Source organism: Streptomyces sp. CA2R106, from assembly GCF_037034245.1.
In the GTDB taxonomy this organism is placed as follows: Bacteria; Actinomycetota; Actinomycetes; order Streptomycetales; family Streptomycetaceae; genus Actinacidiphila.
The window spans coordinates 300,040-324,369 of the sequence record NZ_JBAGKC010000001.1 but is presented as its reverse complement, the minus strand read 5'-3'; the positions used below and the strand labels follow the sequence as shown (position 1 = coordinate 324,369).

At 73.4% G+C, this 24,330-nt stretch carries 21 protein-coding genes and 1 pseudogene; 2 read left to right on the top strand and 20 right to left on the bottom strand.

The genetic code is table 11. The annotated features are described in order from the left end of the window. Position 1: 1 nt before the first annotated feature. The 15 genes and pseudogenes from WA788_RS01465 to dacB form a co-directional block, all read right to left on the bottom strand. A complete protein-coding gene (locus WA788_RS01465; protein ID WP_335970710.1) occupies positions 2–970 on the bottom strand; it encodes a hypothetical protein in 969 nt (322 codons plus the stop codon). Between the two features lie 143 nt (positions 971–1,113). Next, entirely contained in the window at positions 1,114–1,560 is a 447-nt protein-coding gene (locus WA788_RS01460) for a rhodanese-like domain-containing protein (protein WP_435176718.1), read from the bottom strand. Beyond that, positions 1,554–2,147: a cysteine dioxygenase gene (locus tag WA788_RS01455; RefSeq protein WP_335970708.1), complete on the bottom strand. Its 594-nt coding sequence runs from the start codon at positions 2,145–2,147 to the stop codon at positions 1,554–1,556. The genes WA788_RS01460 and WA788_RS01455 overlap by 7 nt, the downstream gene beginning before the upstream one ends. 225 nt (positions 2,148–2,372) lie before the next feature. Beyond that, complete coding sequence (locus WA788_RS01450) at positions 2,373–2,867, bottom strand: DUF3180 domain-containing protein (protein WP_335970707.1); 495 nt, start codon at positions 2,865–2,867, stop codon at positions 2,373–2,375. Between the two features lie 116 nt (positions 2,868–2,983). Next, complete coding sequence (gene folK / locus WA788_RS01445; RefSeq protein ID WP_335970705.1) at positions 2,984–3,622, bottom strand: 2-amino-4-hydroxy-6-hydroxymethyldihydropteridine diphosphokinase; 639 nt, start codon at positions 3,620–3,622, stop codon at positions 2,984–2,986. Continuing rightward, entirely contained in the window at positions 3,619–3,978 is a 360-nt protein-coding gene (folB, locus tag WA788_RS01440; protein ID WP_335970702.1) for a dihydroneopterin aldolase, read from the bottom strand. Before folB ends, folK begins: the two co-directional genes overlap by 4 nt. Positions 3,979–4,202: 224 nt before the next feature. Further along, positions 4,203–4,661, bottom strand: a pseudogene (locus tag WA788_RS01435) (nuclear transport factor 2 family protein); the annotation flags it as partial. Further along, the gene (gene folP, locus WA788_RS01430; protein WP_335970700.1) at positions 4,658–5,572 is read right to left on the bottom strand and encodes a dihydropteroate synthase; all 915 of its coding nucleotides are present in this window, start codon (positions 5,570–5,572) and stop codon (positions 4,658–4,660) included. The gene folP and the pseudogene WA788_RS01435, both read right to left, overlap by 4 nt. 235 nt (positions 5,573–5,807) lie before the next feature. Next, positions 5,808–7,610: a phosphatidylglycerol lysyltransferase domain-containing protein gene (locus WA788_RS01425; RefSeq protein WP_335970698.1), complete on the bottom strand. Its 1,803-nt coding sequence runs from the start codon at positions 7,608–7,610 to the stop codon at positions 5,808–5,810. A gap of 229 nt (positions 7,611–7,839) precedes the next feature. Beyond that, the gene (gene folE / locus WA788_RS01420) at positions 7,840–8,445 is read right to left on the bottom strand and encodes a GTP cyclohydrolase I FolE (RefSeq protein WP_335970696.1); all 606 of its coding nucleotides are present in this window, start codon (positions 8,443–8,445) and stop codon (positions 7,840–7,842) included. Between the two features lie 124 nt (positions 8,446–8,569). Then, on the bottom strand, positions 8,570–10,615 hold the full coding sequence (ftsH, locus tag WA788_RS01415) for an ATP-dependent zinc metalloprotease FtsH (protein ID WP_335970694.1): 2,046 nt from the start codon (positions 10,613–10,615) through the stop codon (positions 8,570–8,572). 219 nt (positions 10,616–10,834) lie between these two features. After that, positions 10,835–11,389, bottom strand: coding sequence for a hypoxanthine phosphoribosyltransferase (gene hpt / locus WA788_RS01410; protein WP_335970692.1), 555 nt, complete (start codon positions 11,387–11,389; stop codon positions 10,835–10,837). 28 nt (positions 11,390–11,417) lie between these two features. Then, positions 11,418–12,566: a tRNA lysidine(34) synthetase TilS gene (gene tilS / locus WA788_RS01405; protein ID WP_335970690.1), complete on the bottom strand. Its 1,149-nt coding sequence runs from the start codon at positions 12,564–12,566 to the stop codon at positions 11,418–11,420. 339 nt (positions 12,567–12,905) lie between these two features. Then, complete coding sequence (locus WA788_RS01400; protein ID WP_335970689.1) at positions 12,906–14,090, bottom strand: zinc-dependent metalloprotease; 1,185 nt, start codon at positions 14,088–14,090, stop codon at positions 12,906–12,908. 95 nt (positions 14,091–14,185) lie between these two features. Beyond that, a complete protein-coding gene (gene dacB / locus WA788_RS01395) occupies positions 14,186–15,613 on the bottom strand; it encodes a D-alanyl-D-alanine carboxypeptidase/D-alanyl-D-alanine endopeptidase (protein WP_335970687.1) in 1,428 nt (475 codons plus the stop codon). A 113-nt stretch (positions 15,614–15,726) separates the two neighbouring features. Between dacB and WA788_RS01390 the strand changes: the two genes are divergently transcribed. Then, entirely contained in the window at positions 15,727–16,218 is a 492-nt protein-coding gene (locus tag WA788_RS01390) for an inorganic diphosphatase (protein WP_335970685.1), read from the top strand. 102 nt (positions 16,219–16,320) lie between these two features. Here WA788_RS01390 and WA788_RS01385 read toward each other — a convergent pair whose 3' ends face one another. From WA788_RS01385 to WA788_RS01375, 3 genes are all read right to left on the bottom strand, one after another. Further along, entirely contained in the window at positions 16,321–17,916 is a 1,596-nt protein-coding gene (locus tag WA788_RS01385) for an MFS transporter (RefSeq protein WP_335970683.1), read from the bottom strand. A gap of 104 nt (positions 17,917–18,020) precedes the next feature. Beyond that, positions 18,021–18,680 (bottom strand): TetR/AcrR family transcriptional regulator, encoded by a 660-nt coding sequence (locus tag WA788_RS01380; protein ID WP_335970681.1) that lies wholly within the window; start codon positions 18,678–18,680, stop codon positions 18,021–18,023. 21 nt (positions 18,681–18,701) lie between these two features. Beyond that, entirely contained in the window at positions 18,702–19,751 is a 1,050-nt protein-coding gene (locus tag WA788_RS01375; protein ID WP_335970679.1) for a hypothetical protein, read from the bottom strand. A 353-nt stretch (positions 19,752–20,104) separates the two neighbouring features. Between WA788_RS01375 and WA788_RS01370 the strand changes: the two genes are divergently transcribed. Further along, positions 20,105–20,656, top strand: coding sequence for a hypothetical protein (locus WA788_RS01370; protein ID WP_335970677.1), 552 nt, complete (start codon positions 20,105–20,107; stop codon positions 20,654–20,656). A gap of 65 nt (positions 20,657–20,721) precedes the next feature. Here the strand turns inward: WA788_RS01370 and WA788_RS01365 are convergent, their stop codons facing one another. Then, positions 20,722–22,182, bottom strand: a complete 1,461-nt coding sequence (locus WA788_RS01365; protein WP_335970675.1) for a hypothetical protein — start codon at positions 22,180–22,182, stop codon at positions 20,722–20,724. 138 nt (positions 22,183–22,320) lie between these two features. Beyond that, positions 22,321–24,321 (bottom strand): eCIS core domain-containing protein, encoded by a 2,001-nt coding sequence (locus WA788_RS01360; protein WP_443033941.1) that lies wholly within the window; start codon positions 24,319–24,321, stop codon positions 22,321–22,323. Positions 24,322–24,330: the final 9 nt, after the last annotated feature.

The window sequence follows — 24,330 nt, the reverse complement described above, 5'->3', positions numbered from 1 at the left end:
GTCAGCGCGCGGCGCCCCGCAGGTCACTGACGTCGATCTGCTCGGTGTCGTCATGCGCGGTGAGGTCGATCACCTCGGCCGCGGCCACCTCGTGCTCAGGAGCGGCCGCGGGGGCCGGCTCGGACGCGGCGGCCGGCTCGCCCTGCGCGGGAATCCGCGCCGCGGGCAGCGACTTCTGGGTGCCGAAGAAGTCGAACCCGCCGACCGCCCGGCTCCCCGTCCCCGCCGCCGGCCGGCCCTGCCGCCCGTACGGCAGCACGGTCGCGGCCGTCGCCGCGGGCACCAACCGGTGCTCGCGGACCGGCAGTCCGGGCTGCGCCTGCGCCCCCGACGCGTGCCGGCCCTGCGGCTCGTCCGGCGCCGCCGCGTCCCGCACCCGCGCGTCGGCCACGGTCCGCTGCGCCTCCTGCGTGGCAGCGTTGCGCGCGAGGTCCCGCAGCGCCGCGGCCGCCTTGAGGTAGGCGGCGGGGCCGATCGCGGGCGCCCCGGTGCCCAGCGCGATCCGCGGCGCGGCCGCGCCCTCGCGCTGCAACCGCCGCCGCGCCTCCAGCGCCCGCGCCCGCTCGCTCTCGGCGGTGGCGTACCGCCGCAGCAGCTCGGCGTGCTCCGAGCGCAGCCGGGCCAGCTCCGCCCGCTTGCCGCGCAGCTTCTTCTCCAGGCGGCCGCGGATCTCCCTGGACTCCTCCAGGTCGGTCTCCAGCTCGGCCACCTTCTCCTCGGTGCGCCACTCCTCCCGCGCGCGCTGCGCGGCCAGGTCGGCGACCTCGCGTCCGGCGGCGCGGTCCCAGCGCCGCGCGAGGAAGGCCCCGGCCACCGCGGCCACCGCGATCGCGACCGCGAGCCCCCGCAGCAGCCACGTATCACCGGCGACGAAGGTGAGGGCGGCGAGGAAGGCCGCGATGCCTGCGACGGTCAGCGGCGGCATCATCCGGTGCAGCGGCTGGGAATGGCGGTGGCGTCCACGGGGCATGACCGAAATTTAGCGTGCGCGGGCGTTCCGTGGGGCCCCGGGGCCCCAATTTTCGTGGGGGTTTGGCCGCACCTCGGGCCCCGCCCGTCACGCTGGGACGCGACGCCGCGACCCCACGTGACGGCGGACATAAAGGATCTTGGTCACGCGGTGCCCCAGGCGTCCGGCACCGTCGGCCGGCCGTCCGGCGGCGTGACGGGCAGCCCCGCCGCCCGCCACGCCTGGAAGCCGCCGACGACGTCGGTCGCCCGGTGCAGCCCCAGGTCCTGCAGGGAGGCGGCGGCCAGCGACGAGGCGTAGCCCTCGTTGCACATGACGACGACCGGCAGGTCGTGGCCGGTGGCCCGGGCCAGGCGGTGCGAACCCCGCGGGTCCAGCCGCCACTCCAGTTCGTTGCGCTCCACGATGGCCGCGCCGGGCACGGTGCCGTCGCGGTCGCGCAGCGCCCCGTACCGGATGTCCACCAGCAGCGCGCCGCCGTCGCGGACGGCCGCGGCGGCCTCTTCGGGGGTCAGCCGGACCAGCCGCTCCCGTACGGCGGCCAGGTGGTCGTCGATCGAGCGCGGCGGCCCGGGCAGCGCGCTCACCACGCCTCGGGGCGCTCGACGTACTCCAGCCGCAGCGTGCTGTCCTTGCGGCTGTAGCGGCGCATCAGCGGCAGCGGCGGGTAGTACGCGTGCACGGACACCGCGTGGGTGGTCCCGGACGCGTTCACCACCTGGTGCACGTGCTCGCGGCCGAACGCGCGGCCCTTGCCCTCGGGCAGCACCCGGCGCCGGTCCACGCCCTCGGCCAGCTCCAGCGACCGCCAGCCCTCAGTGGGCAGCGGCACCGCGAGCGAGTGCTCGGTCAGCTCGCCGGCGGCGGTGACGAACACCCCGTACGAGCCGCCGTGGTCGTGCCAGCCGGTCTCGGCCCCGGGCGGCCAGCCGATCAGCCACGCCTCGGCGCCGCCGGGGCCTTCGAGCCGCCGCCAGGTGCGGCCCTCGGCGTCCAGCGGCAGTTCGCCGACCACGGCGGGGTCAGCGGCGACGGAACGGGCGAACGCGAGGAGTTCGGCGGCGGTGGGCGCCGCCTGGGTGTCGGAAGCGGCGGCGCCGGACACGGGGCCGGAAGCGGCGCCGGACACGGCGGGAGACACAACGGAAGCAGGAGAGGACGCGGGAACCGCGGACATGGGGATACCACCCGGAGGGAGGAATGCGCGTACGACGCGCGGGCGAACGGTGGGCCGGAGGCGCGCGTCAGCGCGCGGCCGTACACACGCAGCCCGCGTACCGGAGGAGGTCCAGATGGACCCTCCGGTGCAGCAGCAGGCGCGTTCCGTTCACGTCACGGACTGAACCATCTCCGGCTCCGCCGGTCAAGTGCGCACATGGGCGCGCGGGGGGGCGGCAGCGGCTCAGCGAGTGCGCTGCGCGGGCGCCCCGCGGTGGTGGTCCTCGTCGTCCGGCAGCTTGCAGACCCGCTCCAGGAACAGCGCCGCGGCGACCACCGCGACCCCGGCCAGCACCGCGAGCCCGGCGTAGATGGCCTGCTCCCGCCGCGGGTCCATGTCGAGCTTGTACATCACCAGGAAGATCCCGGTGCCGCCGTACATGCCCACCACCAGCGACGCGACCAGCGCGCTGGCCTGCCCGAAGACCACCGCGCGGGCGGCGGCCAGCGGGTCGACGCCCTTCGCCCCGGGCTGCCGCTCACGCTGGGCGCGCAGCCGTGACCTTATCGACAGCGCGGTGGCGAACAGCGCGACGGCGATCAGCGCGAGCACCACGGGCGCGGCCAGCGGCACCCCGGGCAGCGTCCCGAAGGTGTCCCACAGCTTCGCCGCCGCCCACGACAGCACACCCGCGACCACGAAGATGCCGGCCAGCGTCCTGATCCGCAGGGTCTTCACCGGGCGTCCGCCTCCACGTCTTCCCACACCTCTTCCCGTACGGGTCTCCGTACGACGTCCCGTACGCCGGCGCGTGCGGCCTCCCGCGCACGACGGCGTACGTCACTTCCCAACGATCATTCCGGCAGCCGGAGTTCCACGTCGGCGCGCCGGCGCACCCCGGCGTCGCCCACCGCGGCCAGCAACTCCGCGACCGGGCCGCGCCCGGGCAGCACCGCGGCGGGCTCGACGTCGTGCCAGGGCACGAGGACGAACGCGCGCTCGTGCGCCCGCGGGTGCGGCAGCGTCAGCACCGGGTCGTCGGACACGCGGTCGTCGTACGCCACGATGTCGACGTCTATGGTGCGCGGGCCCCAGCGCTCCTCGCGCACCCGCAGGTACGCCTCCTCGATGGCGTGCGCGCGCTCCAGCAGGGAGTCGGGCGGCAGCGTGGTGCGCACCACGACCACCGCGTTGAAGTACGCGGGCTGGCTGCCCTCGGGCACGCCCCAGGGCTCGGTCTCGTAGACCGGGGAGACGCCCTTGACCCGCACGCCCGGGGTGTCCTCCAGCGCGTCGACGGCGCCTTGCAGGGTCTCCAGGCGGTTGCCGAGGTTGCCGCCGAGGGCGATCACCGCGGTGCGCGGGTTCTGGAGCGTGCTGTCGGCGGCGTCGACGCGGGCGGTCACGTCGGCGGGCACGGGCTGCACGGTGGGGTCGGCCGGGCCGGCCTCGGGGGTCTGCTCGGTGCCGTACTCGGGATGCTGCGCGCTCACGGGCGCCTCCGGGTGATCGTCACGGTCACGTCGCCGAACGGGACGGTGACCGGAGCCTCGGGTTTGTGCACGGTCACCTCCACCTCCTCCACCTGCGCATGCCCCAGGCAGGTGTCGGCGATGCGCTGGGCGAGGGTCTCGATGAGGTTGACCGGTTCGCCGGAGACGACGGCCGCGACCTGTTCGGCCAGCACACCGTAGTGCACGGTACGCGTGAGGTCGTCACCGGCCGCGGCGGCGGAGAGGTCGAGGCCGAGGGAGAGGTCGACCACGAAGGTCTGGCCGTTCTCGCGCTCGTGCGCGAACACTCCGTGGTGGCCGCGGACGGTCAGCCCGCGCAGTCTGATCCGGTCCACGTCCCTCACTGCCCCTTCGTGCCGTCGCCGTCGTCCGGCTGGTCGTCGTCGCCGGGCTCGCCGGGCGTGTCGGGCTTGTCAGGCTCGCCGGGCTTGTCGTCGTCGGGCTTGCCGGGCTCATCACTGTCCGGCTTGTCGTCCTCGCCCTGCTCGTCGTCCTTCGCCGCCTTCAGGACCTCGCCCAGGACGTCCTGCATGGCCTCGTCCATGGCCTCCAGCGACACGTCGCCGTCCTCGTCGTCCTCGTCCTCCTCCTCGGCGAGCACCGGGGAGCCGTGGTGCGCCCACAGCCGCCAGCCCTCGGCGGTGCGCCGGAAGACGTTCGTGGTGACCACCAGGCCGCCGACCAGCGAGCCGGTGGAGCCGTCCTCCTCGGCGGGACCGCCGGTGAGGATGTTCTCGGTGCACGTCACCACCGCGGTGTCGCCGTCGACCGCGACCTCGACATCGGTCAGGAAGAACTGGATGTACTCCGTGTTCGCCATGATCAGCGCGTACGACCGCATCACCTCGCCGCGCCCGCGCAGCACCGGCCACCCCGGGTGCACCGTCGAGACGGTCTCGGCGAGCGGGCCGGTCAGCACGACCGCCTCCAGCTCGTCGAGGTTGGAGTGCTCGATCGCGTCGTAGAACGCCTGGTTGGCCCGCTCGACCGCGCGCGCCTCCGCCGTACGGCCCGTCACGCCCGCACCTGCGAGCCCGCGGCGATCGGGTCGGTCCCGGCGGTTCCGGCGGTTCCGGCGGCCTCGATGGCGCGTGCCACCCGCACCGCGTCCGCGCTGGCCCGCACCTCGTGCACCCGCACCGCCCAGGCGCCCTCGCGCGCGGCGATCGCGGTGACCGCGGCGGTCGCGGCGTCGCGCTCCCGGGCCGGCGGCGGCGCGGACTCGGCGCCGGCCAGCACCCGGCCGAGGAACCGCTTGCGGGAGGCGGCGACCAGCAACGGGCGGCCCAGCGCGGTCAGTTCGGGCAGGTGCGCGAGCAGCGCGAGGTCGTGCTCGGCGGTCTTGGCGAAGCCGAGGCCGGGGTCGACCACGATCCGCTCGGGCGCGACGCCGCCCTCGATCGCGCGGGCCAGCGCGGTGCGCAGTTCGGCGAGCACCTCGCCGAGCACGTCGCCGTAGACCGCGCGGTTGTTCATGTCGATGCTGCGGCCGCGCCAGTGCATCACCACGAACGGCACCGCGGCCGACGCGACCACCGGGACCATCCGCGGGTCGGCCAGGCCGCCGCTGACGTCGTTGACCAGCCGGGCGCCGGCCGCGACCGCCTGCTCGGCGACGGACGCGCGCATCGTGTCCACGCTCACCAGCACGCCGCAGGCGGCCAGCTCCCTGACCACCGGGATCACCCGGCGCAGCTCCTCGTCCTCGTCCACCCGCGCGGCGCCCGGGCGGGTCGACTCCCCGCCCACGTCCACCAGGTCCGCGCCCTGCGCGACCAGGTCCAGACCGTGCTTGACCGCCAACTCCGGGTCGAACCACTGCCCGCCGTCGGAGAACGAGTCCGGCGTGACGTTCACCACGCCCATGACGGCGCACCGATCCCACCGCGGCAGTCCGACCGGTCCGCTCCGCGCCTGTGACGTACTCATGCGCCCCAGCGTACGGGTCTCCCCCTATGCCGCCGACTCGCCTCCGGTCGCTTGGTCCCGGTGTCGACGGTCGACCGTGCTCGATTCCCTCGTTCCTCGGGAAACTCCGCGCTCCCCCAGAGCTTCGCCTGGGAGGCGCCCCCACCTTTCGACACCGGCGCTCCCTTTGGCTCGTCGGCTACCGGGCGAGCCGTGGACTGGTGCACCGCGTCGCGGCGCGCGGCGGGGCTCGCGGTCAGGCGACGTAGGTGCGCTGCGGGGTGTCCTCGACGGAGGAGTACCCGGGGTTGTGGCGGTGGCCGGAGCGGGCCGCGCGGCCGGGCAGGAAGCGCTGGAGCGCGTGGGGCAGCGGCAGCGCCAGGGTGACGAACCCTTCCGCCTGCATGATGGCGAAGCCGATCCGCGGCAGGTCGCGGGAGTTGGGGAAGACCAGGAACCGCGGCACCCACTCCGGCTGGAACTTCGCGTTGAACTTGTACAGCGACTCGATCTGGAACCAGCGGGAGAGGAACACCAGCAGCCCGCGCCAGCCGCGCAGCACCGGCCCCGCGCCGATCCGCTCCCCGCGGGCCAGCGCCGAGCGGAACATCGCGAAGTTCAGGGAGACCCGCCGCACCCCGAGGTCGGGGGCGTGCTGGAGCGCGGCCACGATGAGGAGTTCGTTGAGCCCGGGGTCGGCGGCGCGGTCGCGCCGCATCAGCTCCAGGGACATGCCGTCCGGCCCCCAGGGCACGAAGTGCAGGACGGCCCGCAGGTCGCCGAGTTCGGGGTGGGCCGCCTCCGGCCCGCACTCCTTGTGCGCGGTGACCACCACGCAGTCCCCGTCGGCCGCCTCGCCGAACCGGCCGAGCGCCATGGAGAAGCCGCGCTCGGTGTCGGTGCCGCGCCAGGCGTCCGCGGCCAGCCGCACCCGCTGCTTCTCCTCCTCGGTCAGCTCGCGCACCCGCCGCACCCGGCAGACGTACCCGCTGCGCTCGATCCGCTTGACCATCTGCCGGACGTTGCGCATGGCCCGCCCGGAGAGCGTGAAGTCCGCGGCGTCCACGATCGCCTCGTCGCCGAGTTCCAGGGCGTCCAGCCCGGTCTCCCGGGTCCACACCTCGCCGCCGGTCTCGCTGCACCCGACGACGGCCGGCAGCCAGGCGTGCGCGCGGGCCAGTTCCATGAAGCTGTCGATGGCGCCGGGCCACGCCTCCACGTCGCCGATCGGGTCGCCGCCGGCCAGGGCGACCCCGGAGACCACCCGGTAGCAGATCGCGGCCTTGCCGCTGGGCGAGAAGACCACGGACTTGTCGCGGCGCAGCGCGAAGTGCCCCAGGGAGTCGCGGGCGCCGTGCCGGGCGAGCAGGACGCGCAGCCGCTGCTCGTCCTCCTCGCTCAGCTCGGCGACCGGGCGGGCCGGGCGCAGCACCAGGTAGACGGTGGAGCAGGCGATGAGCAGGCCGAGGCCGCCCAGCGAGTAGCCGACGACGTCGCCGACCCGGTCGCTGGTGTAGTGCACGGGGCCGGAGATGCCGAACAGGCCGTAGAGCACGTGCAGGCAGCGGTCGGTGAAGGCGGGGCTGCCCTGCTCGGAGGCGGGGTGGGCGCTGGTGATGACCAGGCCGAGGCAGAAGGCCAGGATGCTCAGGCCCACCAGGTTCGCCAGCGCCCGCCAGCGGGTGCGCGGGTCGGAGAGCGCGGTGAACTCGCCGCGGTACCTGATCAGCAGGGTGAGCAGGCCGAGCGAGACCAGCGCGCCGAAGATCGAGTGGCGGTAGAGGACCTGGGTGGCCGCGCCGACCGGCAGCAGCAGCACCGACGCCCACCAGGCGCGGACCTTGCCGCGTTTGAGGCCGTGCGCCAGCATCAGCAGCAGGACGCCGGTGACCACCGAGGTGGCCGCCGCGAGCGAGCTGACGGTGCCGGGGAAGACCGCGGCCATCCGGTGCATCCGCCCGTTGCGGAAGGCGGGGAACACCGCGGAGACCACGTCGAGCAGGCCTATGACCGCCGCCGCCGTACCGAAGATCTTCGGTACCGACGAGGCGTGCGGCATCAGGCGGTGGTGCGGCGTGCGTGCGCGGTCAGCGGACAAGGGTGCTCACAGGTTCCGGAACGAGGGACGGTTGCGCCCACTAGGACGGAAACACCCGTCTACGGGTTGCTTCCGGTCCTTGTCAATCCGTGGCGATCCGCGGGCGTGCCCGCCCGCGCCCCAGGGTCCGCCGCCGCGGTGTCCACGGGAGCTACGGGGGCGCGCCGGGCGGTAACCGGAACCGGAAGGGTCAGTGCCCGATGATCAGGCTCATCGCCTCGGAGCGGGTGGCGGGGTCGCGCAGCTGCCCGCGCACCGCGGAGGTGAGGGTCTTCGCGCCGGGCTTGCGGACCCCGCGCATCGTCATGCACATGTGCTCGCACTCCACGACGACGATCACGCCGCGCGGCTCCAGTATCCGCATCATCGCGTCGGCGACCTGCGTGGTCAGCCGCTCCTGCACCTGCGGGCGCCGCGCGTACACGTCGACCAGCCGGGCCAGCTTCGACAGGCCGGTGATCTTCCCGTTGCTCGCCGGGATGTAGCCGATGTGCGCGACGCCGACGAAGGGCACCAGGTGGTGTTCGCAGGAGGACATCACCTCGATGTCCTTCACGAGCACCATCTCGTCGTGCCCGAGGTCGAAGGTGGTGGTGAGGACGTCCTCGGGGCGCTGCCACAGCCCGGCGAATATCTCCCGATAGGCGCGGGCCACCCGGCTCGGGGTCTCGCGCAGACCCTCCCGGTCGGGGTCCTCCCCCACGGCGTAGAGCAGTTCGCGGATCGCGGCCTCGGCCCGCTTCTCGTCGAACTCGCCGGGCAGGTGGTCGCCCTCGAGCGTCACGGGATCGGTCATGGCCTTGCTCCTCTGGACGACATCACGGCAGGTCGGAAAGACGACCGCGGCCCCAAGGCTAGAACCCCGGGGCCGCGGATCGCATTCCGGACAGCGCCCGGAACGGGATGAATCAGTGTGACGTTCAGCTCTCCGGACGGTCCTCCGGCAGGTCGACCGGCTCGGTGGGCTTGGTGGTGGACACCGGCGAGGAGCCGTTCCCGTTGATCGCCTGGGCGCCGTTGGTGAGGGCCAGCTCCTTCGGGGAGAGCACCGGCGGCCGGGTGGACGGGGTGCGGCGGGCCGAACCGGTCCAGGCCGGACGCGGCGGGCGCTTGACCACCGGGGCGAAGATCTCGGCGATCTCCTCCTTGTTCAGCGTCTCCCGCTCCAGCAGGGCGAGCACCAGGTTGTCCAGGACGTCGCGGTTCTCGACGAGGATCTCCCACGCCTCGTTGTGCGCCGTCTCGATCAGCTTCTTGACCTCTTCGTCGACGAGCCCCGCGACCTCTTCCGAGTAGTCGCGCTGGTGGCCCATCTCACGGCCGAGGAACGGCTCGGAGTCACTGCTGCCGAACTTGATCGCGCCGAGCCGCTCAGTCATGCCGTACTGCGTGACCATGGCGCGGGCGGTGTTGGTGGCCTTGTCGATGTCGTCCGAGGCGCCGGTGGTCGGGTCGTGGAAGACCAGTTCCTCGGCCGCCCGGCCGCCCATCATGTAGGCGAGCTGGTCGAGCATCTCGTTGCGCGACGTGGAGTACTTGTCCTCGTCGGGCAGCACCATCGTGTAGCCGAGGGCGCGGCCGCGGGACAGGATGGTGATCTTGTGGACCGGGTCGGAGCTCGGCGAGGCCGCCGCGACCAGGGCGTGGCCGCCCTCGTGGTACGCGGTGGTCTTCTTCTCCTTGTCCGACATGATCCGGGTGCGCTTCTGGGGGCCGGCCACGACACGGTCGATGGCCTCGTCCAGCACGCTGTTGTCGATCACCTTCTTGTCGCTGCGCGCGGTGAGCAGCGCCGCCTCGTTGAGGACGTTGCTCAGGTCGGCACCGGTGAAGCCGGGGGTGCGGCGGGCGACGGCCATGAGGTCGACGTCCGGCGCGATCGGCTTGCCCTTCTGGTGCACGGTGAGGATCTCCAGCCGGCCGTTGAGGTCCGGCGGGTCCACCGCGATCTGGCGGTCGAAGCGGCCCGGGCGCAGCAGCGCCGGGTCGAGGATGTCGGGCCGGTTCGTCGCGGCGATGAGGATCACGCCGCCCTTGACGTCGAAGCCGTCCATCTCGACGAGCAGCTGGTTGAGGGTCTGCTCGCGCTCGTCGTGGCCGCCGCCGAGGCCCGCGCCGCGGTGCCGGCCGACGGCGTCGATCTCGTCGACGAAGACGATCGCCGGGGCGTTCGCCTTGGCCTGCTCGAACAGGTCGCGGACCCGGGAGGCGCCGACGCCGACGAACATCTCGACGAAGTCGGAGCCGGAGATCGAGTAGAACGGCACGCCCGCCTCGCCGGCCACGGCCCGCGCCAGCAGCGTCTTGCCGGTGCCGGGGCGGCCGTAGAGCAGCACGCCCTTGGGGATCTTGGCGCCGACGGCCTGGAACTTCGCCGGCTCCTGGAGGAACTCCTTGATCTCCTGGAGCTCTTCCACCGCCTCGTCGCAGCCCGCGACGTCGGCGAAGGTGGTCTTGGGGGTGTCCTTGGTGATCAGTTTGGCCTTGGACTTCCCGAACTGCATGACGCGCGAACCGCCGCCCTGCATCTGGTTCATCAGGAAGAGGAAGACCACCACGATCAGGACGAAGGGCAGCAGCGACAGCAGGATGCTGACGAAGGCGTTCTGCTTGGACGGCGAGACGGTGTAGCCGTCGGGCAGGGCGACGCCCTTGACCTGTCCGTCCTGGATCTTCTGCAGGTTCGCGGCGATCGAAGAGCCCTGGTTGCCGATGTAGCTGGCGCGGACCTTCGAGCTGCCCTTGATCTTGTAGCCGTCCTTGAGCTGGACCTTGATGGAGTTGTCGTCTCCGGTGGTCAGCTGTGCGGAACTGGCGTGGTTGGTGTTGATCGCGTGCAGTACCTGGCCGGTGTCGACCGTCTTGTAGCCGCCGCCGGAACCGACGACTTCCATCAACACGACCACGGCAAGGACAGCCAGCACGATCCACATGACCGGCCCACGGAAATAGCGCTTCACGTCCATCCATGCGGGGCGTGACCGCCCCGTCCCTCCTGCCGCAGTGAGGCACCGCCGCTGGTGGGCGGCGTGTGCATCCGGTGTATGTCCCGATCCTTCGGACGGTACCCCAGCATTGTCACCCGAGGTTGCCACCGACCGTTAACAATCCGGCTTTCCCCTGCTCCAACGGCGGGAAACCGGCAGTGGTTCCCCGGGCCGCCGTGAGGGTGGTCTCAGCGCGCCTCAGCCGCCGTAGACGTGCGGTGCGAGGGTGCCGACGAACGGCAGGTTGCGGTACTTCTCGGAGTAGTCCAGGCCGTAGCCGACCACGAACTCGTTGGGGATGTCGAAGCCAGTGTATTTGACATCGATACGCACCTTCGCCGCCTCGGGCTTGCGCAGCAGCGTGCAGACCTCCAGGGAGGCCGGGCCGCGCGAGCCGAGGTTGCTGATCAGCCAGGACAGCGTCAGCCCGGAGTCGATGATGTCCTCGACGATCAGGACGTGCCGGCCGGCGATGTCGGTGTCCAGGTCCTTGAGGATGCGGACCACGCCGGAGGACTTGGTGCCGGCGCCGTAGGAGGACACCGCCATCCAGTCCATCGTCACGTTGCTGGACAGGGCCCTGGCCAGGTCGGCCATCACCATCACGGCGCCCTTGAGGACGCCGACGATCAGCAGGTCCTTGCCCGCGTAGTCCCGGTCGATCTCGGCGGCCAGCTCCTGGAGCTTCGCGTCGATGTCTGCCTTGGCGATGAGCACCTTCTCAAGGTCGGCGCCCATGTCGGTCTCGTTCACTACGCGGTACGTCCTCAGGTCTGCGGCTCTACGACGGCGAGAACACCAGTCTGCCATCCGCCCTCCGGACGGCGACGCCGCCCGGCAGGTTGAGCGCTTTCTGACCGCGCCACCCCGTCACCAGGCGGTCCACCTCCTCGATGTGCCGGGCGAAGAGGAAGCCGGGCGGCGAGCCGGCGGCGACCGCGGCGCGGCGCAGCACCCGGCGCCGGACGGCCGCGGGCAGGACGTGCAGCCGGGCCACGTCGAGGCTGCCGTCGTCGCCGGCGGCGTCGGCCTGCGCGTCGGCGGCCCACTGGTCCAGGGCGTCGGCGTCGTCGCGGGAGAGCTGGGCGGTGCGGGCCAGGGCCTGGACGACGCCCTTGCCGAGCGACTTCTCCAGCACCGGCAGCGCTTCGTGCCGGACCCGGGAGCGGGTGTAGGCGGGGTCGTGGTTGTGCGGGTCCTCCCACACGGTGATGCCCTGGGCGAGGCAGCCCTGCCGTACGGTGTCGCGGTCGAGCAGCAGGAAGGGGCGGCGGTAGCGGCCGCCGGTGCCGGAGACCGCGGCCATGCCGGACAGCGAGCGGGTGCCGGAGCCGCGGGCCAGGCCCAGCAGAACCGTCTCGGCCTGGTCGTCGCGGGTGTGGCCGAGCAGCACCGCGGCGGCGCCGCGGCGCTCGGCGACGGCGTCCAGTGCCGCGTAGCGCGCGTCGCGCGCGGCGGCCTCGGGGCCGACCCGGCGGCCGGTGGCGGCGGTGCTGGTGCTCGCGGTGCCGGTGCCCGCTGTGCCGGTGCCCGCCGCACTGGTGCTCGCGGTGCCGGTGTAGCTGCCGCCGTGCGCGGGCGCGACGGACTGCCGGCCGACGGTCACGCGGACCGCCTCGACCGGGTCGAGGCCGAGGGCGCGCAGCCGCTCCACGACCTCCTGGGCGCGGCGGGCCGAGCCGCTCTGCAGGCCGTGGTCGACGGTGACCGCACCGGCGCGCACGCCGAGCCGGGGTGCTTCGAAGGCGAGGGCGGCGGCCAGCGCCATCGAGTCGGCGCCGCCGCTGCACGCGGCGAGTACGAGCGGGCCGGCGGCGGCCGCGCCGGCGGGGGACGGCGCGGGCGAGGCGTCGGCGGAGGCTGCGAGCACGTCGTGCAGGACGCGGCGGACCGCCAGGCGTATCGCCGCGACCGTGGGGTGGGGTCCCATGTCCGGTTCCCTCCTGGGGAGGCTGGGGTGGGCGGGCAGGACGAACACCGCTGCGACTTGGGTTGACGCAGGGTATTCAGATGGTGACAGAAGCCCGGGCATAACCCGAGCATCGCACGCGGCAGCCCGCGCCAGTGGTCCCCCGGACGGGTGAACCAGGAGCAAAACAGGCGGTCGAACCGCTCAGCGGGCGGCCGCGCAGGAGGTACGGGTGGTGCGGGTGGTGCGTACCGGTGCCCGCCGCCGGGGCTCGCGGGGGCGCGCCCGGGGCTCGTGCGGGTCCGGACGCGCCCGCACGCCCCGGTCGGGGTACCGTCCCGCCGGCACCGTACCGCTCCGTCACGCTCCGGGGCGGCCGTGCACCCGCGCCACCCACTCCGCGGGTTTGGCGATCTCCGCCTTCGTGGGCAGCGTGTTGGGCGAGGTCCACACCCGGTTGAAGCCGTCCATGCCGACCTCCTTGACCACGCCGCGCACGAACCGCTCGCCGTCGCGGTACTGGCGCAGCTTCGCGTCCAGGCCCAGCAGCCGGCGCAGCGCCTGGTCGAGGCGCCCGGCGCCGCTGGCCCGGCGCTGCCCGAACTTCTCGCGGATCTCCGCCACGCTGGGCACCACGTCGGGGCCGACGCCGTCCATCACGAAGTCGGCGTGGCCCTCCAGCAGGGACATCACGGCTGTCAGCCGGGTCAGGATCTCCCGCTGCGCCGGGGTCTGCACCAGGTCGACGATGCTGCGGCCGTCGTCGGCGGCGCCGTCGGCCGCGTCGTCGCCGCCCTCGCGGTCGTCCCGGTCCTTGCCGCCGCCGACGGCCTGGATCGCCTGCCGGACGCGTTCGACCACGGTGGACGCGTCGAGTTCGGTCTCGCCCAGGAACGACTGGATCTCGCCCTCGATGTGGTCGCGCAGCCACGGCACGGCGGAGAACTGGGTGCGGTGGGTCTCCTCGTGCAGGCACACCCACAGCCGGAAGTCGTGCGGGTCGACGTCCAGTTCGCGTTCGACGTGCACGATGTTCGGGGCGACCAGCAGGAGGCGGCCGGCGCGGGACTCGCCCGGGCCCGGCTTCACCGGTCCCGCAGGCAGCTCGCGCGAGGCCGGGGCGAACGTCTCGTACTGGCCGAGGACGCGGGAGGACAGGAAGCTGAGCAGCATCCCGACCTCCACGCCGGTGACCTTCCCGCCCACCGTGCCCAGTACGACGCCGCCCGCGCCGCCGGGGCGGCGGGCCTGCATCTTGCCGAGCAGCGGCTTGAGGACCTCCCGGAAGCCGGCGACATTGGCGCGGACCCAGCCGGGCCGGTCCACGATCAGTACGGGGGTGCCGTGCGGGCGCGGGCCCTCGTCGCCGTACATCCGCGTGAAGGCGCTCACGTGCGCTTCCGACGCCTCCGCGTGCGTACGGAGCTCCGCGACGATCTCCCGTGCCTCGTCCCGGCTGACCTCCGGGCCCGGCCGGGTCAGCCGCTGCGCGGTCGCCACGGCGAGGTTCCAGTCGACCATCTCGCTTCCACCGATGCTCGTCATGCCCTCACCGTACGTCCCCTCCGCCCCCGGTGGCTGCCCCTTGCGGTGCGTGCCCGCCGGCGGGTGGGGGCGCGACCGGCCGGCGGCCCGGTGGGTCAGCTGGTGGCGACGGCCGTCGCGAGGGCGTCGAGCGCGGATTCGGTGGCGACGGGGTCGGTGCCGCCCTGGGTCATGAAGGAGAACGCGAGGAGCCGCCCGCCGGAGGTGACGACGGTCCCGGCGATGGTGTTGGTCCCGGTGAGCGTCCCGGTCTTCGCGTGGACGAGCCCGGCGGCGGCCGACCCGGACCCGTCGAAGCGCCCGGCCAGCGTCCCGGTGAACCCGGCGACGGGCAGCCCGGTCAGGACGGACCGCAGCTCGGGGTGGGCGGGGCTCGCCGCGAGCGCCAGCAGCCGCGCGAGGGTGACCGGCGCGACCCGGTCGGCGTGGTCGAGCCCGCTGCCGTCGTGGAAGGACGCGCCCGGCAGCGCGACCCCGTACCGCGTGAGCGCGGCCTTGATCGCGGCGGCGCCGCCGGCGAAGCTCGCCGGCTGCCCGCCGGCGAGGGCCACCTGGCGGGCCAGCGCCTCCGCGAGGTCGTTGTCGCTGTTGGTGAGCATCCGCTCGACGAGGTCGGAGAGCGGTGCGGAGGCGTGCGTGGCGAGCGTGGTCCCGTCGACGCTGCCGCCGTGCCCGCCGCGGGCGTGCGAGACGCCGGTGACGGTGATCCCCTGCTTGCCGAGCAGCTGCGCGAAGGCGCTCGCCGCGCCGGCCGCGGGGTCCCACGCCCGCTGCGCGGGCCCGCTGCTGCTGCCGTCGAGCCGCCCCTCGTTGTCCATGAGGGCGGTGACCGGCGCGAGGTTCTCGTTGTGGCCGATCGGGTGCAGCGAGGGCCCGCTGTACAGCGACGTGTCGTAGCCGAGGGCGATCCTCGTCCGCCCGTCGGCCTTCAGCGCCTTCGCGGTGTCCGTCGCGAGCTGCCCGAGGGTGAGCGTGGGGTCGCCGCCGCCGACGAGCACCACCTCGCCCTTCGCGTCGAGCACGACCCGCGTGGTGAGTCGTTTCTCCGGGCCGAGCAGGCCCAGCGCGGCGGTGGCGGTGGCGAGCTTGGTGGTGGACGCGGGGGTGGTCGCGGTGGAGTCGTCGTGGTCGTAGAGCACCGTTCCGCTGCCGACGTCGATGACGGCGCCGGTACGGACCGGGCCCATGCCGTCGGCGGTCAGCAGCGGATCGAGCTTCGCGGCGAGCGCGGTGGCGGTGCCCGCGGGGAGCGCGCTCGCGGAGGCGCCCGCGGGTGCCAGGACGGGCGCGGCGGACGGCAGGGTGGAGGGCACCAGCGACGGCAGGCGGCCCCCGGCCGCACCGGTCGCCGCCTTCCCGTTCCCGGCGGCCGTCGCCCCGGTGCTCCCGGCGCTCCCGTGGTCCCCGGCGTCCCGCGCCGCGGCGAACCGCCGTTCCGCGGTGCGCTGGCCGCCCTGCCACGGCCCGGCCGCGGCCGCGGTCCCCGCGGCGACCACCGCGCCTATCCCGGCGGATACCGCCACGACCTGCCACGTCCTGCCGAGCGGCACAGCCGACCAGCCCCTTTCGCGACCACCCCGATCCGTGGGAGACACTTAACCACCCACACTGTGTGCTGATCATTGAGGAGTAGGGCGTGGAGTTCGACGTCACGATCGAGATCCCGAAGGGTTCCCGCAACAAGTACGAGGTGGACCACGAGACGGGTCGTATCCGCCTGGACCGCAGGCTCTTCACGTCCACGAGCTACCCGGCGGACTACGGCTTCATCGAGAACACCCTCGGCCAGGACGGCGACCCGCTGGACGCGCTGGTCATCCTGGACGAGCCGACGTTCCCGGGGTGCCTGATCACCTGCCGCGCGATCGGCATGTTCCGGATGACCGACGAGGCCGGCGGCGACGACAAGGTGCTGTGCGTGCCGGCGTCCGACCCGCGGGTGGAGCACCTGCGCGACATCCACCACGTCTCGGAGTTCGACCGCCTGGAGATCCAGCACTTCTTCGAGGTCTACAAGGACCTGGAGCCCGGCAAGTCCGTCGAGGGCGCCAACTGGGTGACCCGCGCCGAGGCCGAGGCCGAGATCGAGGAGTCCTTCCGCCGTCTCAAGGAGCAGGGCGGCCACTGAGTCCCGCTGCCCCGCAGTACGTCGGGCCCGCCGCCGTCCCCGGCCGCGGGCCCGCACTGTGTCCGCTGGGGGTCCCTCCTGCTCCCCCGCAGCGGTACGGCCTCAGGAGTCGTCCGGGTCGGGGGCCGGGGCGCCGCGCAGGAGGACGGCCACGGTGAGGGCGGCGAGGAGGCAGACGCCCGCGCCGGCCAGCAGGGTCTGGTGCAGGGCCGCGACGAAGGCGTGGCGGGCGTGGGCGGCGACGGGGTCGCCGAGCAGGCTCGCGCCGGCCAGGGAGGAGCGGGCCGCGCCGGCCGCACGGGGCGGCAGGTCGGGCGGCAGGTGGAGGTGGGCGCGGTAGCCCGCGCCGAGCAGGCTGCCGAGCACCGCGATGCCGAGGGCGCCGCCCAGTTCGCGGGACAGGTCGTTCATGGCCGAGCCGACGTTCTGGAGGGCCCGCGGCAGGGCGTCGGTGATCTCGGTGGTCGCCGGGGTCATCGCCAGCCCGGTGCCGAGGCCGAGCAGGAGCAGTCCGGCGAGCACCAGCCCATAGGAACTGCCGGTGTCCAGCCGGGAGAGCACCGCCATCGCGGCGGCCACCAGCACCAGTCCGGTCACCCACGGCCGCCTGACGCCGAGCCGGTCCACCAGCCGCGGGGTCAGCCGGGTGGCGGGCACCAGGACCGCGGCCATCGGCAGCACGCTCACCGCGGCCGTCAACGGGCTGTCGCCGCGCACCAGTTGCAGATACTGCATGGCCACGAAGATGAAGCCGAAGAAGACGAAGAACTGGAGCGTGATCGAGGCCGAGCCGGCCGCGAACCGCCGGTTGCGGAAGAGCCTGGGGTCCAGCAGCGGGTGGGCGCGGCGCAGTTCGTACCCGACGAACGCGGCGAGCAGCAGCACGCCCGCGCCGATCCCGCCGAGGGTCAGCGGGTCGGCCCAGCCGCGGGTGGGCGCCTCGATCACCGAGTACACCAGGGCGAGCAGCCCGGCGACCGCCAACAGCGCGCCCCCGACGTCGAGTCGGGGCCGGTCCGCCTCCGCCGACTCCGGGACGAACACCAGCGTGCCGGCCAGCGCGACCACGGCGAGGACCACGTTGAGCCCGAACACCGCGCGCCAGGACCAGACATGGAGCAGCAGACCGGAGGTGAGCAGCCCGACGACCGCGCTGCCCCCGGCGACCGCGGTCCAGGCGCTCACCGCCCGGGTGCGCTGCTCGCGCGGGAAGGTGGTGGTGATGGTGGACAGCGTCGCGGGCATCACCAGAGCCGCGCCGACGCCCAACAGGCCGCGCAGCGCGATGAGTCGGTCGATGCCGGTGGTGAGCATCGCGAGGGTGGAGCCGGCCGCGAAGACCGCGAGTCCGGCCAGCAGCGCCCGGCGTCTGCCGTACCGGTCGCCCAACGCGCCCGCGGGCAGCAGCAGTGCGGCGAAGGCGAGGCTGTAGGCATCCACGATCCAGGACAGCTGGGTCTGGCTCGCGTGGGTCTCGCGGGCGAGGCTCGGTAGGGCGACGTTCAGCGAGGCCATGGCGGAGACGGCCGCGGCCAGGGCGAGGCAGGTGACGAACAGGACGGCGCCGTGGCGGATGCCGGGGGTGGCCGGGGCGGTTGCGGGGCCGGCGTCCGGGTGGGCCGGGGCGGCCGGGCCGGGTGCTCGGGTGGCGGCTGGGGTGGCGGGCGGGGTGCCGCTTCGCGAGTCCGCGGTGCGCATGGGAGCCCTCCTCGTAGGGGAATCACGGGATTCCGTCGGCTTTCCGCCCACGGTCCACCGCGGCTCCAGGCGCGCGCCACGCCGATGAATTCGGTGCCCCGCCGCTACTGGGACGTTTTCCGCTCCGGCCGCCGGATCGGCCCTTCCCGATGAATTCCGGGCCGGGCGGCGGGCGGGCCGTGCAGGGCGAGCCGCAGCGCGGGGCCGCAGTGCCGTACGACGTCCTCGACCGGCATCGACGCCATCGGCTCGATCACCAGCAGGTAGCGCGTCATGATGATGCCCGCGATCTGCGAGCAGAAGGCCATCGCGCGGGCGCGGGCGTGCGGCCCGCCGAGGTGGTCGGCCAGCTTGTCGACCACCTCGCGCGCCAGCATCTCCCGCACGAGCACGGCGAACGGGTCCTCGGTCATCACGTTGCGGACCATCGCGACCAGCGCCGGGCCGGTCGCCTCGGCGTCCCAGATGGCGAGCATGGCGCGCAGGGCCCGGTGGCTCAGCGTCGCCGGATCGCCCTCCATCACCCGCACCAGCACTTCCGCCGGGTTCGCCACCAGGGCCATCGAGGCGCCGAACAGGCCGCGTTTGGAGCCGAAGTAGTAGCTGATCAGGGCGGCGTCGACGCCGGCGTCCTCGGCGATGGCCCGCATCGTCACGGACTGGTAGCCGTGTTCGAGGAAGAGCCGGCGGGCGGCGGCGAGGATGGTGCCGCGGGTGTCCGCGGCACCCGGGCGGCGCCCCCGGCGGGCCGGCTCCCCCGTCACCGGCGCCACGTCGGCCTCACGTCACCGGCCCCGGCGCAGCCGTAGCGCCTCCGCGGCGCGGGTCTTCACCTGCCCGGTCCCCGTCTTCTGGGCGATCCGCAGGTGCGCCTCGGCCGTGGCGGCGTCCACCAGCAGGAGCCCGAGGTGGAGGTGGGCCAGGGCGGCGGTCGTCGGGTCGGCGGCCGCGGCGCCCTCCTCCAACAGCGGCACCGCCGCGTCTCCGTGCCCCTCCTCGAGGAGCCCCACGGCAAGGTCGATCGCGGCTTTCGGCGCGTACGAGGGGTGCCCGGTGCCGCGTACCTGCTCCAGGTAGTGCCGTGCCTCCTCCAGGTGCTCGGGGGTGCCGCCGACGTCGCGCAGCAGCCCGGCGAGGTTGAACGCGGCGTGCAGGGACGTCTTCTCGTACGGGCTGGTGACCGCGAGGCGGTAGTGCTGGACGGCGTCCTCGTGGTTGCCCGCCCGGTCGTGGAAGAGGGCGAGTTCGAGGTGGACGGAGCCGGTGACGTGGGCCACGCCGCAGCCCACGGCGGCGTCGAACATCGCGCCCGCGTCGTCGAGGCGGCCGGCGGTGACGGCGATCCGGCCGAGGTGGAGCGCGGCCAGGCCCGCGGTGACCGCCTGCGGCAGGCCCATCGCCATCCGGTAGTTCGCGTCGGCGTCCGCCCACTTGCCGCGGGCTTCCATCGCCATGCCGGTGAGCAGGAAGACCTCGGCGGCGACATCCATGTCGGAGAAGCCGTTCAGCGGCTTCAGGGTCTTGAGCGCCTTCCTCGGGTTGCCCTCGGCGAGTTCGATCAGGGCGGCGATCAGGCCGCCGGCGGCGCGGACGTCGAAGTCCCCCGAGCCGCCGGCCCGTACGGAGACCGCGGCGGCGTGCTCCAGGGCGTCGACGTCCAGGTAGGCGCGGGCGAGTTCCATCGCGCCGGGGAGGTCCAGGACCAGCTCCGGGTCGGTGAGGATCGCCACCGGGTCGGGCAGGCGGACCCGTGGGGAGCCCGCGCCCGGTATGGCGTCCTCGGGCTCGCCGGCGCCCGAAGTGCCCTGCTCTGGTTGCCCTTGGTGGTCTGTCATATCCCGCCCCACGATCCTCTCGGCTGCCGGACCCGTCCCCTGGTACGCCGAACCTAGCGGACCCCCGCCGGCTCCGCCGCCCCTGCCCGCACGGCCTCGACCAGTCAATTACGCCGACTTTACGGTCATTTGAACCCGCCCGGGAATCGTCAGACCGCTTTTCCGGGCCGCACCCCGAATCCCCCTGGCCATAAACCTCCCCCGTGCCCCAGGCGTTTCTTCCGTACCCGTACGACCAGTTGGAACCACCCGGCCCACTCCGCCGGGATTCCCTGCCCAACGGCCCTGCGGACCGCTAGTGTCAGCCGCCCGGAGTTCTTCGTCGAAGCACATCACCAAGGAGACAAGAGACCATGACGTACGACGCGCCGCCGCCCCCCGGCTCGCCGCAGAAACCGCCGAACGCGGGCGGCCCGTCCGGGGGTTCGTTCGACCCCTCTTCGGTGGACAGGTTCGACTGGGCGATTCTCGGAATCGGCTTCGTCGTCCTCGTCTTCTCGTTCTTCGACTACTACTCGTGGGATTTCGGCGCCTACGGTGTGCACCTCGGCAGCGTGAGCTGGAGTGCCTGGCACTTCGGCCACGGGCTGTTCATAGCGTGGCTCGCGATGGTCCTCACGGTGCTGGGTGCCGCCGCCCTCGCGGTCACCCTCTTCGTGCCGAACGTCCAACTCCCGCTGCCCGCCCGGGCCCTCACGTTCCTCGGGTTCGGGGTCGGCTTCGTGCTCTACCTGATCGCGATCTTCGCGCACTCCGACTTCGGGCCCGCCGGCGGCCACGCCTTCAGCTTCTGGCTCAGCCTCGTCCTCGCGGGCGTCGGCGCCGTCCTCGCCCTGATCCGCGCCCAGCAGACCGCCACCCCCCTCCCGGGCCCCCTCGCCAACCTCCCCCGCATCGGCAACTGACCCTGCCATCCACCTGCCACCTGCCACCTGCCCCGCGCCCGCAGCACATGGGGCGCGGGGAACGGTCAGCGGGTGACCAGGGGGTGGAAGGCGGCGCGGATGTCGGAGGTGGTGGGGATGACGTACTGGTCGGAGGAGGGACCGGTGTCGATGTTCTCCCAGGTGGTGTACTCGAGGGTCGAAGGGCAGCTCTTGCCGTCGACCTCGAGGGTGCGGTGGGAGACGAGGCGGCCGGTGCGCAGTTCGTAGACCTTCACGGGGATGGCGATCTTGTGGAAGGTGACCTCTTCGGGGAAGGTGGTGTAAAGGCCGCCTTTGTAGGGGCAGGTCTGGACGGAGGGGCCGTCTTTGTCGTCGGAGGCGCAGACGACGAGGGTGGCGTCGGAGGCGTCGGTGGCGCTCCAACCGGCGGGCAGCTTGTCGGTGTAGGTGGAATTCCCGAAGAAGAGCGCTTTGTTGACGCCTTTGTGCCGGGCGGGCGCGCCGCTGTAACGGGCGGGCGCGGTGCAGTAGGTGGGCTGGGTGTCACCGTAGGTGTCGAGCAGTCGCGTGACGTTGTCCAACTCGATCGCCAATTCCGCTCTGTGCGCACCCGACTTGGCGGCGGCTGCTTTCGCGTCGTGCGGGAACTGGTCCAGCACCTGCTGGTACCGCGCTTTCGCCTTCGTCCAGCTCTTCCCGGCCATGAGGTTGTTCGCGCACCCCAGGAGCGCGGCGGGCGCCGTCCTCGGAACGACGGCGGAAGCACGGTCGAGGGTGCTGCCGTCGGCCTTGCGGGCGCGCAGCCAGTCCGTGACGGCGGCGGTGCGGCACGGATTCGCCGTGGGGATGCCGTCGAGGAAGCCGTCGAGCACGGTGGAGACGATCGCCTCGTTGCCCGGGCCGTCCGCGAGGACGGCGGACATGGCGTCGAACCCGGCCGCGAGGGCCTCCGTGTCGCCGCCGAGCCCGTCGCGCAGGTCGGCGGCGGCGACGGCGAGCCGCCGGCAGGCCGCGGCGGTCCGCTCACCGCGCCGCGTCCCCGGGGAGTCCGCCAGGCGGGGGCCGAACCACACGGAGTGCTGCGCGTGCACCGCCTTCGTACAGTCGCCGCTGCGGCGGGCAGCGGCCACCGTGCCCTCCGCGTGCGCGGCGTCCACCCGCAGCAGGACGACGGCCGCCAGGACGGGTACGGCGACCCCGAGCGCCACCCACCGCTGAGTACGGACTCGGTCCAGCCGCCACCCCGCCGCGAAACGGGCGTACGGCTCCCGCCAGTTCACGCCGCTCGGCCACTTCCACCGCCCACCCGCCAGGTGCCATCCGTGCACGACCATCACGGCCCACCACACCGCGAAGGCCCACTCGCACCGCACGGTCCGCTGCGCGGTGCCCAGGACGATCAGCAGCGCCACGGTGACGGCCCAGCTCAGTACGGCCCACCCGCGGCGCCCCAGCATCAGGTAACCCGCGCCCACCAGGGAGGCGTTGGCCACCCCCACCGCCCACGGGTCCCGCTTCCCCCGTCCCTGCGGCTCCCACGACATCCGGACGACCCCCTCGACCCGCCTCCCGGCCAACGGCGTTGACCCGCCCCCATCGTCCGCACCTCACCCGGGAGGGGTCCCGCCCGCCGAAAAGCCGGCCCAGCACGCCAGCCCGGCACACCGCGCGGCCGCCAGGCGCTACCCGCGCACCGCCGTCCGCACCCGCATCACCATGGCCTTGATCCGCTCGAGGTCCGCGTTCAGCCGCTCCAGCCCGGTCTGCGCCGGCACGTCCCGCAGTTCGAGCCGCGCGGCGGACCCCTCCGCGCCCGCGTGCTCGGTGTTGATGGCCTGGTAGTGGCTCATCTCGGACAGGATGTGCGCGCCGCGCGGATCGTTGGCGGCCACCGCCGGGTTGGTCAGGCGGGCGTCGAACTGCTGGAGCCGCTGGGCGGCACCCGCGATGTTCAGCCTGCCCTCCTGCGCCTCGGCGATCAGCTCGGAGACCAGCGTCTGGAGGCCCTGCAACGGGTTCGCGGCCCCCTGTGCCGCGTTCGGCTTGAACGCCAGGTCCGACAGCCAGGGCGAGTTCACCTTGTCGTACCCCTCCGCGGGGTTCGCGTGGAAGGAGTTGACCCACTCCGCCGACTTCTTCTGGAGGTCCTCGACCGTGCGCAGGAAGAGCGTGACGCTGCCGCCGAAGGCCGTCGCCACGTCCACCGAGATGTGGCCGCTGCCGCCGCGCGCCGTGACGTCCGTCTCCAGTCGCAGCGACCTGGCCACGCCGAAGATGTCGTGCTGGATGATCTGCGAGACGTCCGCGCTGTTGAGGTGGCCGCCCGTCGACGGCATGGTCTGGGTCTCCAGGCAGGAGTTGTCGACGTCCAGCGTCCAGTGGAAGACGACCTCGTCGCCCTTGGTGTACGTGAACCGTACGGCCTTGCCCGGGGCCTTGACGCCGCTGCTGACCGCGCTCGCCGCCACCCGGACCCCGGGGGTCTTCCTGGCCAGGACCCTGCCCGTCCAGTTGTCGATGACACCGTAGGCGTAGTCGCGGGCCGGCTTGCGTTCCTTCTTCAGATGCTCCTTCTCGTCGCCGTCCGGGGGCACCAGCTCGCGCAGCTTCGGGTCGGTGAAGGTGAACTCGGTGCCGAACTTGAGCGCCTCGGTGTCCGCGCGTGCCGTGGTGTGGGTCTGGTTCCGCTGCTCGATCCGGTTGAGGATCTCGACCATGGTCCGCAGCCGCTGCGGTGCGAGCCCCGCGCCGACCTGGCCGCCGCCGGCGGCGCGGGCGAGTTCACGGCCGACGGCCTTCCACTCGTCGCCCTCCAGCCCGGAGACCTCCTTCAGGGCCTCCTGCGTGCTCAGGTCGGGGTTGTAGCTCTCCTCGCGCGCGGTCTTGGTGTAGGTGCCGATGATCTGCCGCGCGTGCTCGTGGATGTACGTACGCGCCTGCTCGGCATCGGACTGCGCGACGGCAGGGTCGAGGAAGCGCTGCACCGCCGTCTGCACCCCCGTCCGCGCGGAGGCGCCCGACTCGACGGAAGCAGCCGACTCCCCGGGCTCGGCCGCCCGTTGGACCTCCGGCGCCGGTCCGGCCAGGGCCCGCGCCGCGTTCGCCTCCGCCTCCCGCTCGAACCGGTCCCCCGGGTCCGAGACCTTCAGCCCCTGCCCGTTGTCGGTCCCGGCGACCGGCCCCTGCCGCTGCTGCACCACGTGCGTCAACTCGTGTGCGAGCGTGTGCCGGTCACCGCCGCCCGCGCCGATCACCACGTTGTTCCCGGAGGTGTACGCGCGGGCGCCGATCTCGGCCGCCGACGCCTGCGCCCTGCTGTCGTCATGGATGCGGACGTCCCCGAAGTCCGCCCCGAGCCGCGCTTCCATGTCGGTGCGGGTCGGGGCGTCCAGAGGCCGGCCGCTGGAGCGCAGGACGTCGGGGACGGCCGAGCGCTGCACCGGCGGCGCGTCCTGCTCGTGCCCGCAGCCGGCGCCGTGCTCGTGGACCTCCTGGGCCGCCCCGGCGGAAGCGCTCAGCAACTGGACGACGGCGGCGTTTCCGGCCGTGCCCTGCAACGCGCCGATGCCGCGCGGGCCGAAGAGGTGCTGCGGCAGCCCGGGAGCCGCGGTGCCGCGCTTGCCGGGGGTCGGCGCGGCGGCGGTTCGCTGCTCGTTCTGCTGGCTCTTGCCGTGTGTGTGCACGTCGTCAAC

What these genes read in the sequence shown, in the direction of transcription:
- ftsH (WP_335970694.1), bottom strand. Translation starts at nt 10,615, where the DNA reads ATGGACGTGAAGCGCTATTTCCGTGGGCCGGTCATGTGGATCGTGCTG.
- WA788_RS01365 (WP_335970675.1), bottom strand. Translation starts at nt 22,182, where the DNA reads ATGTCGTGGGAGCCGCAGGGACGGGGGAAGCGGGACCCGTGGGCGGTG.
- WA788_RS01455 (WP_335970708.1), bottom strand. Translation starts at nt 2,147, where the DNA reads ATGTCCGCGGTTCCCGCGTCCTCTCCTGCTTCCGTTGTGTCTCCCGCC.
- WA788_RS01400 (WP_335970689.1), bottom strand. Translation starts at nt 14,090, where the DNA reads ATGACGAGCATCGGTGGAAGCGAGATGGTCGACTGGAACCTCGCCGTG.
- folP (WP_335970700.1), bottom strand. Translation starts at nt 5,572, where the DNA reads ATGAGTACGTCACAGGCGCGGAGCGGACCGGTCGGACTGCCGCGGTGG.
- WA788_RS01370 (WP_335970677.1), top strand. Translation starts at nt 20,105, where the DNA reads ATGACGTACGACGCGCCGCCGCCCCCCGGCTCGCCGCAGAAACCGCCG.
- WA788_RS01465 (WP_335970710.1), bottom strand. Translation starts at nt 970, where the DNA reads ATGCCCCGTGGACGCCACCGCCATTCCCAGCCGCTGCACCGGATGATG.
- WA788_RS01375 (WP_335970679.1), bottom strand. Translation starts at nt 19,751, where the DNA reads ATGACAGACCACCAAGGGCAACCAGAGCAGGGCACTTCGGGCGCCGGC.
- folE (WP_335970696.1), bottom strand. Translation starts at nt 8,445, where the DNA reads ATGACCGATCCCGTGACGCTCGAGGGCGACCACCTGCCCGGCGAGTTC.
- tilS (WP_335970690.1), bottom strand. Translation starts at nt 12,566, where the DNA reads ATGGGACCCCACCCCACGGTCGCGGCGATACGCCTGGCGGTCCGCCGC.
- WA788_RS01385 (WP_335970683.1), bottom strand. Translation starts at nt 17,916, where the DNA reads ATGCGCACCGCGGACTCGCGAAGCGGCACCCCGCCCGCCACCCCAGCC.
- WA788_RS01425 (WP_335970698.1), bottom strand. Translation starts at nt 7,610, where the DNA reads ATGCCGCACGCCTCGTCGGTACCGAAGATCTTCGGTACGGCGGCGGCG.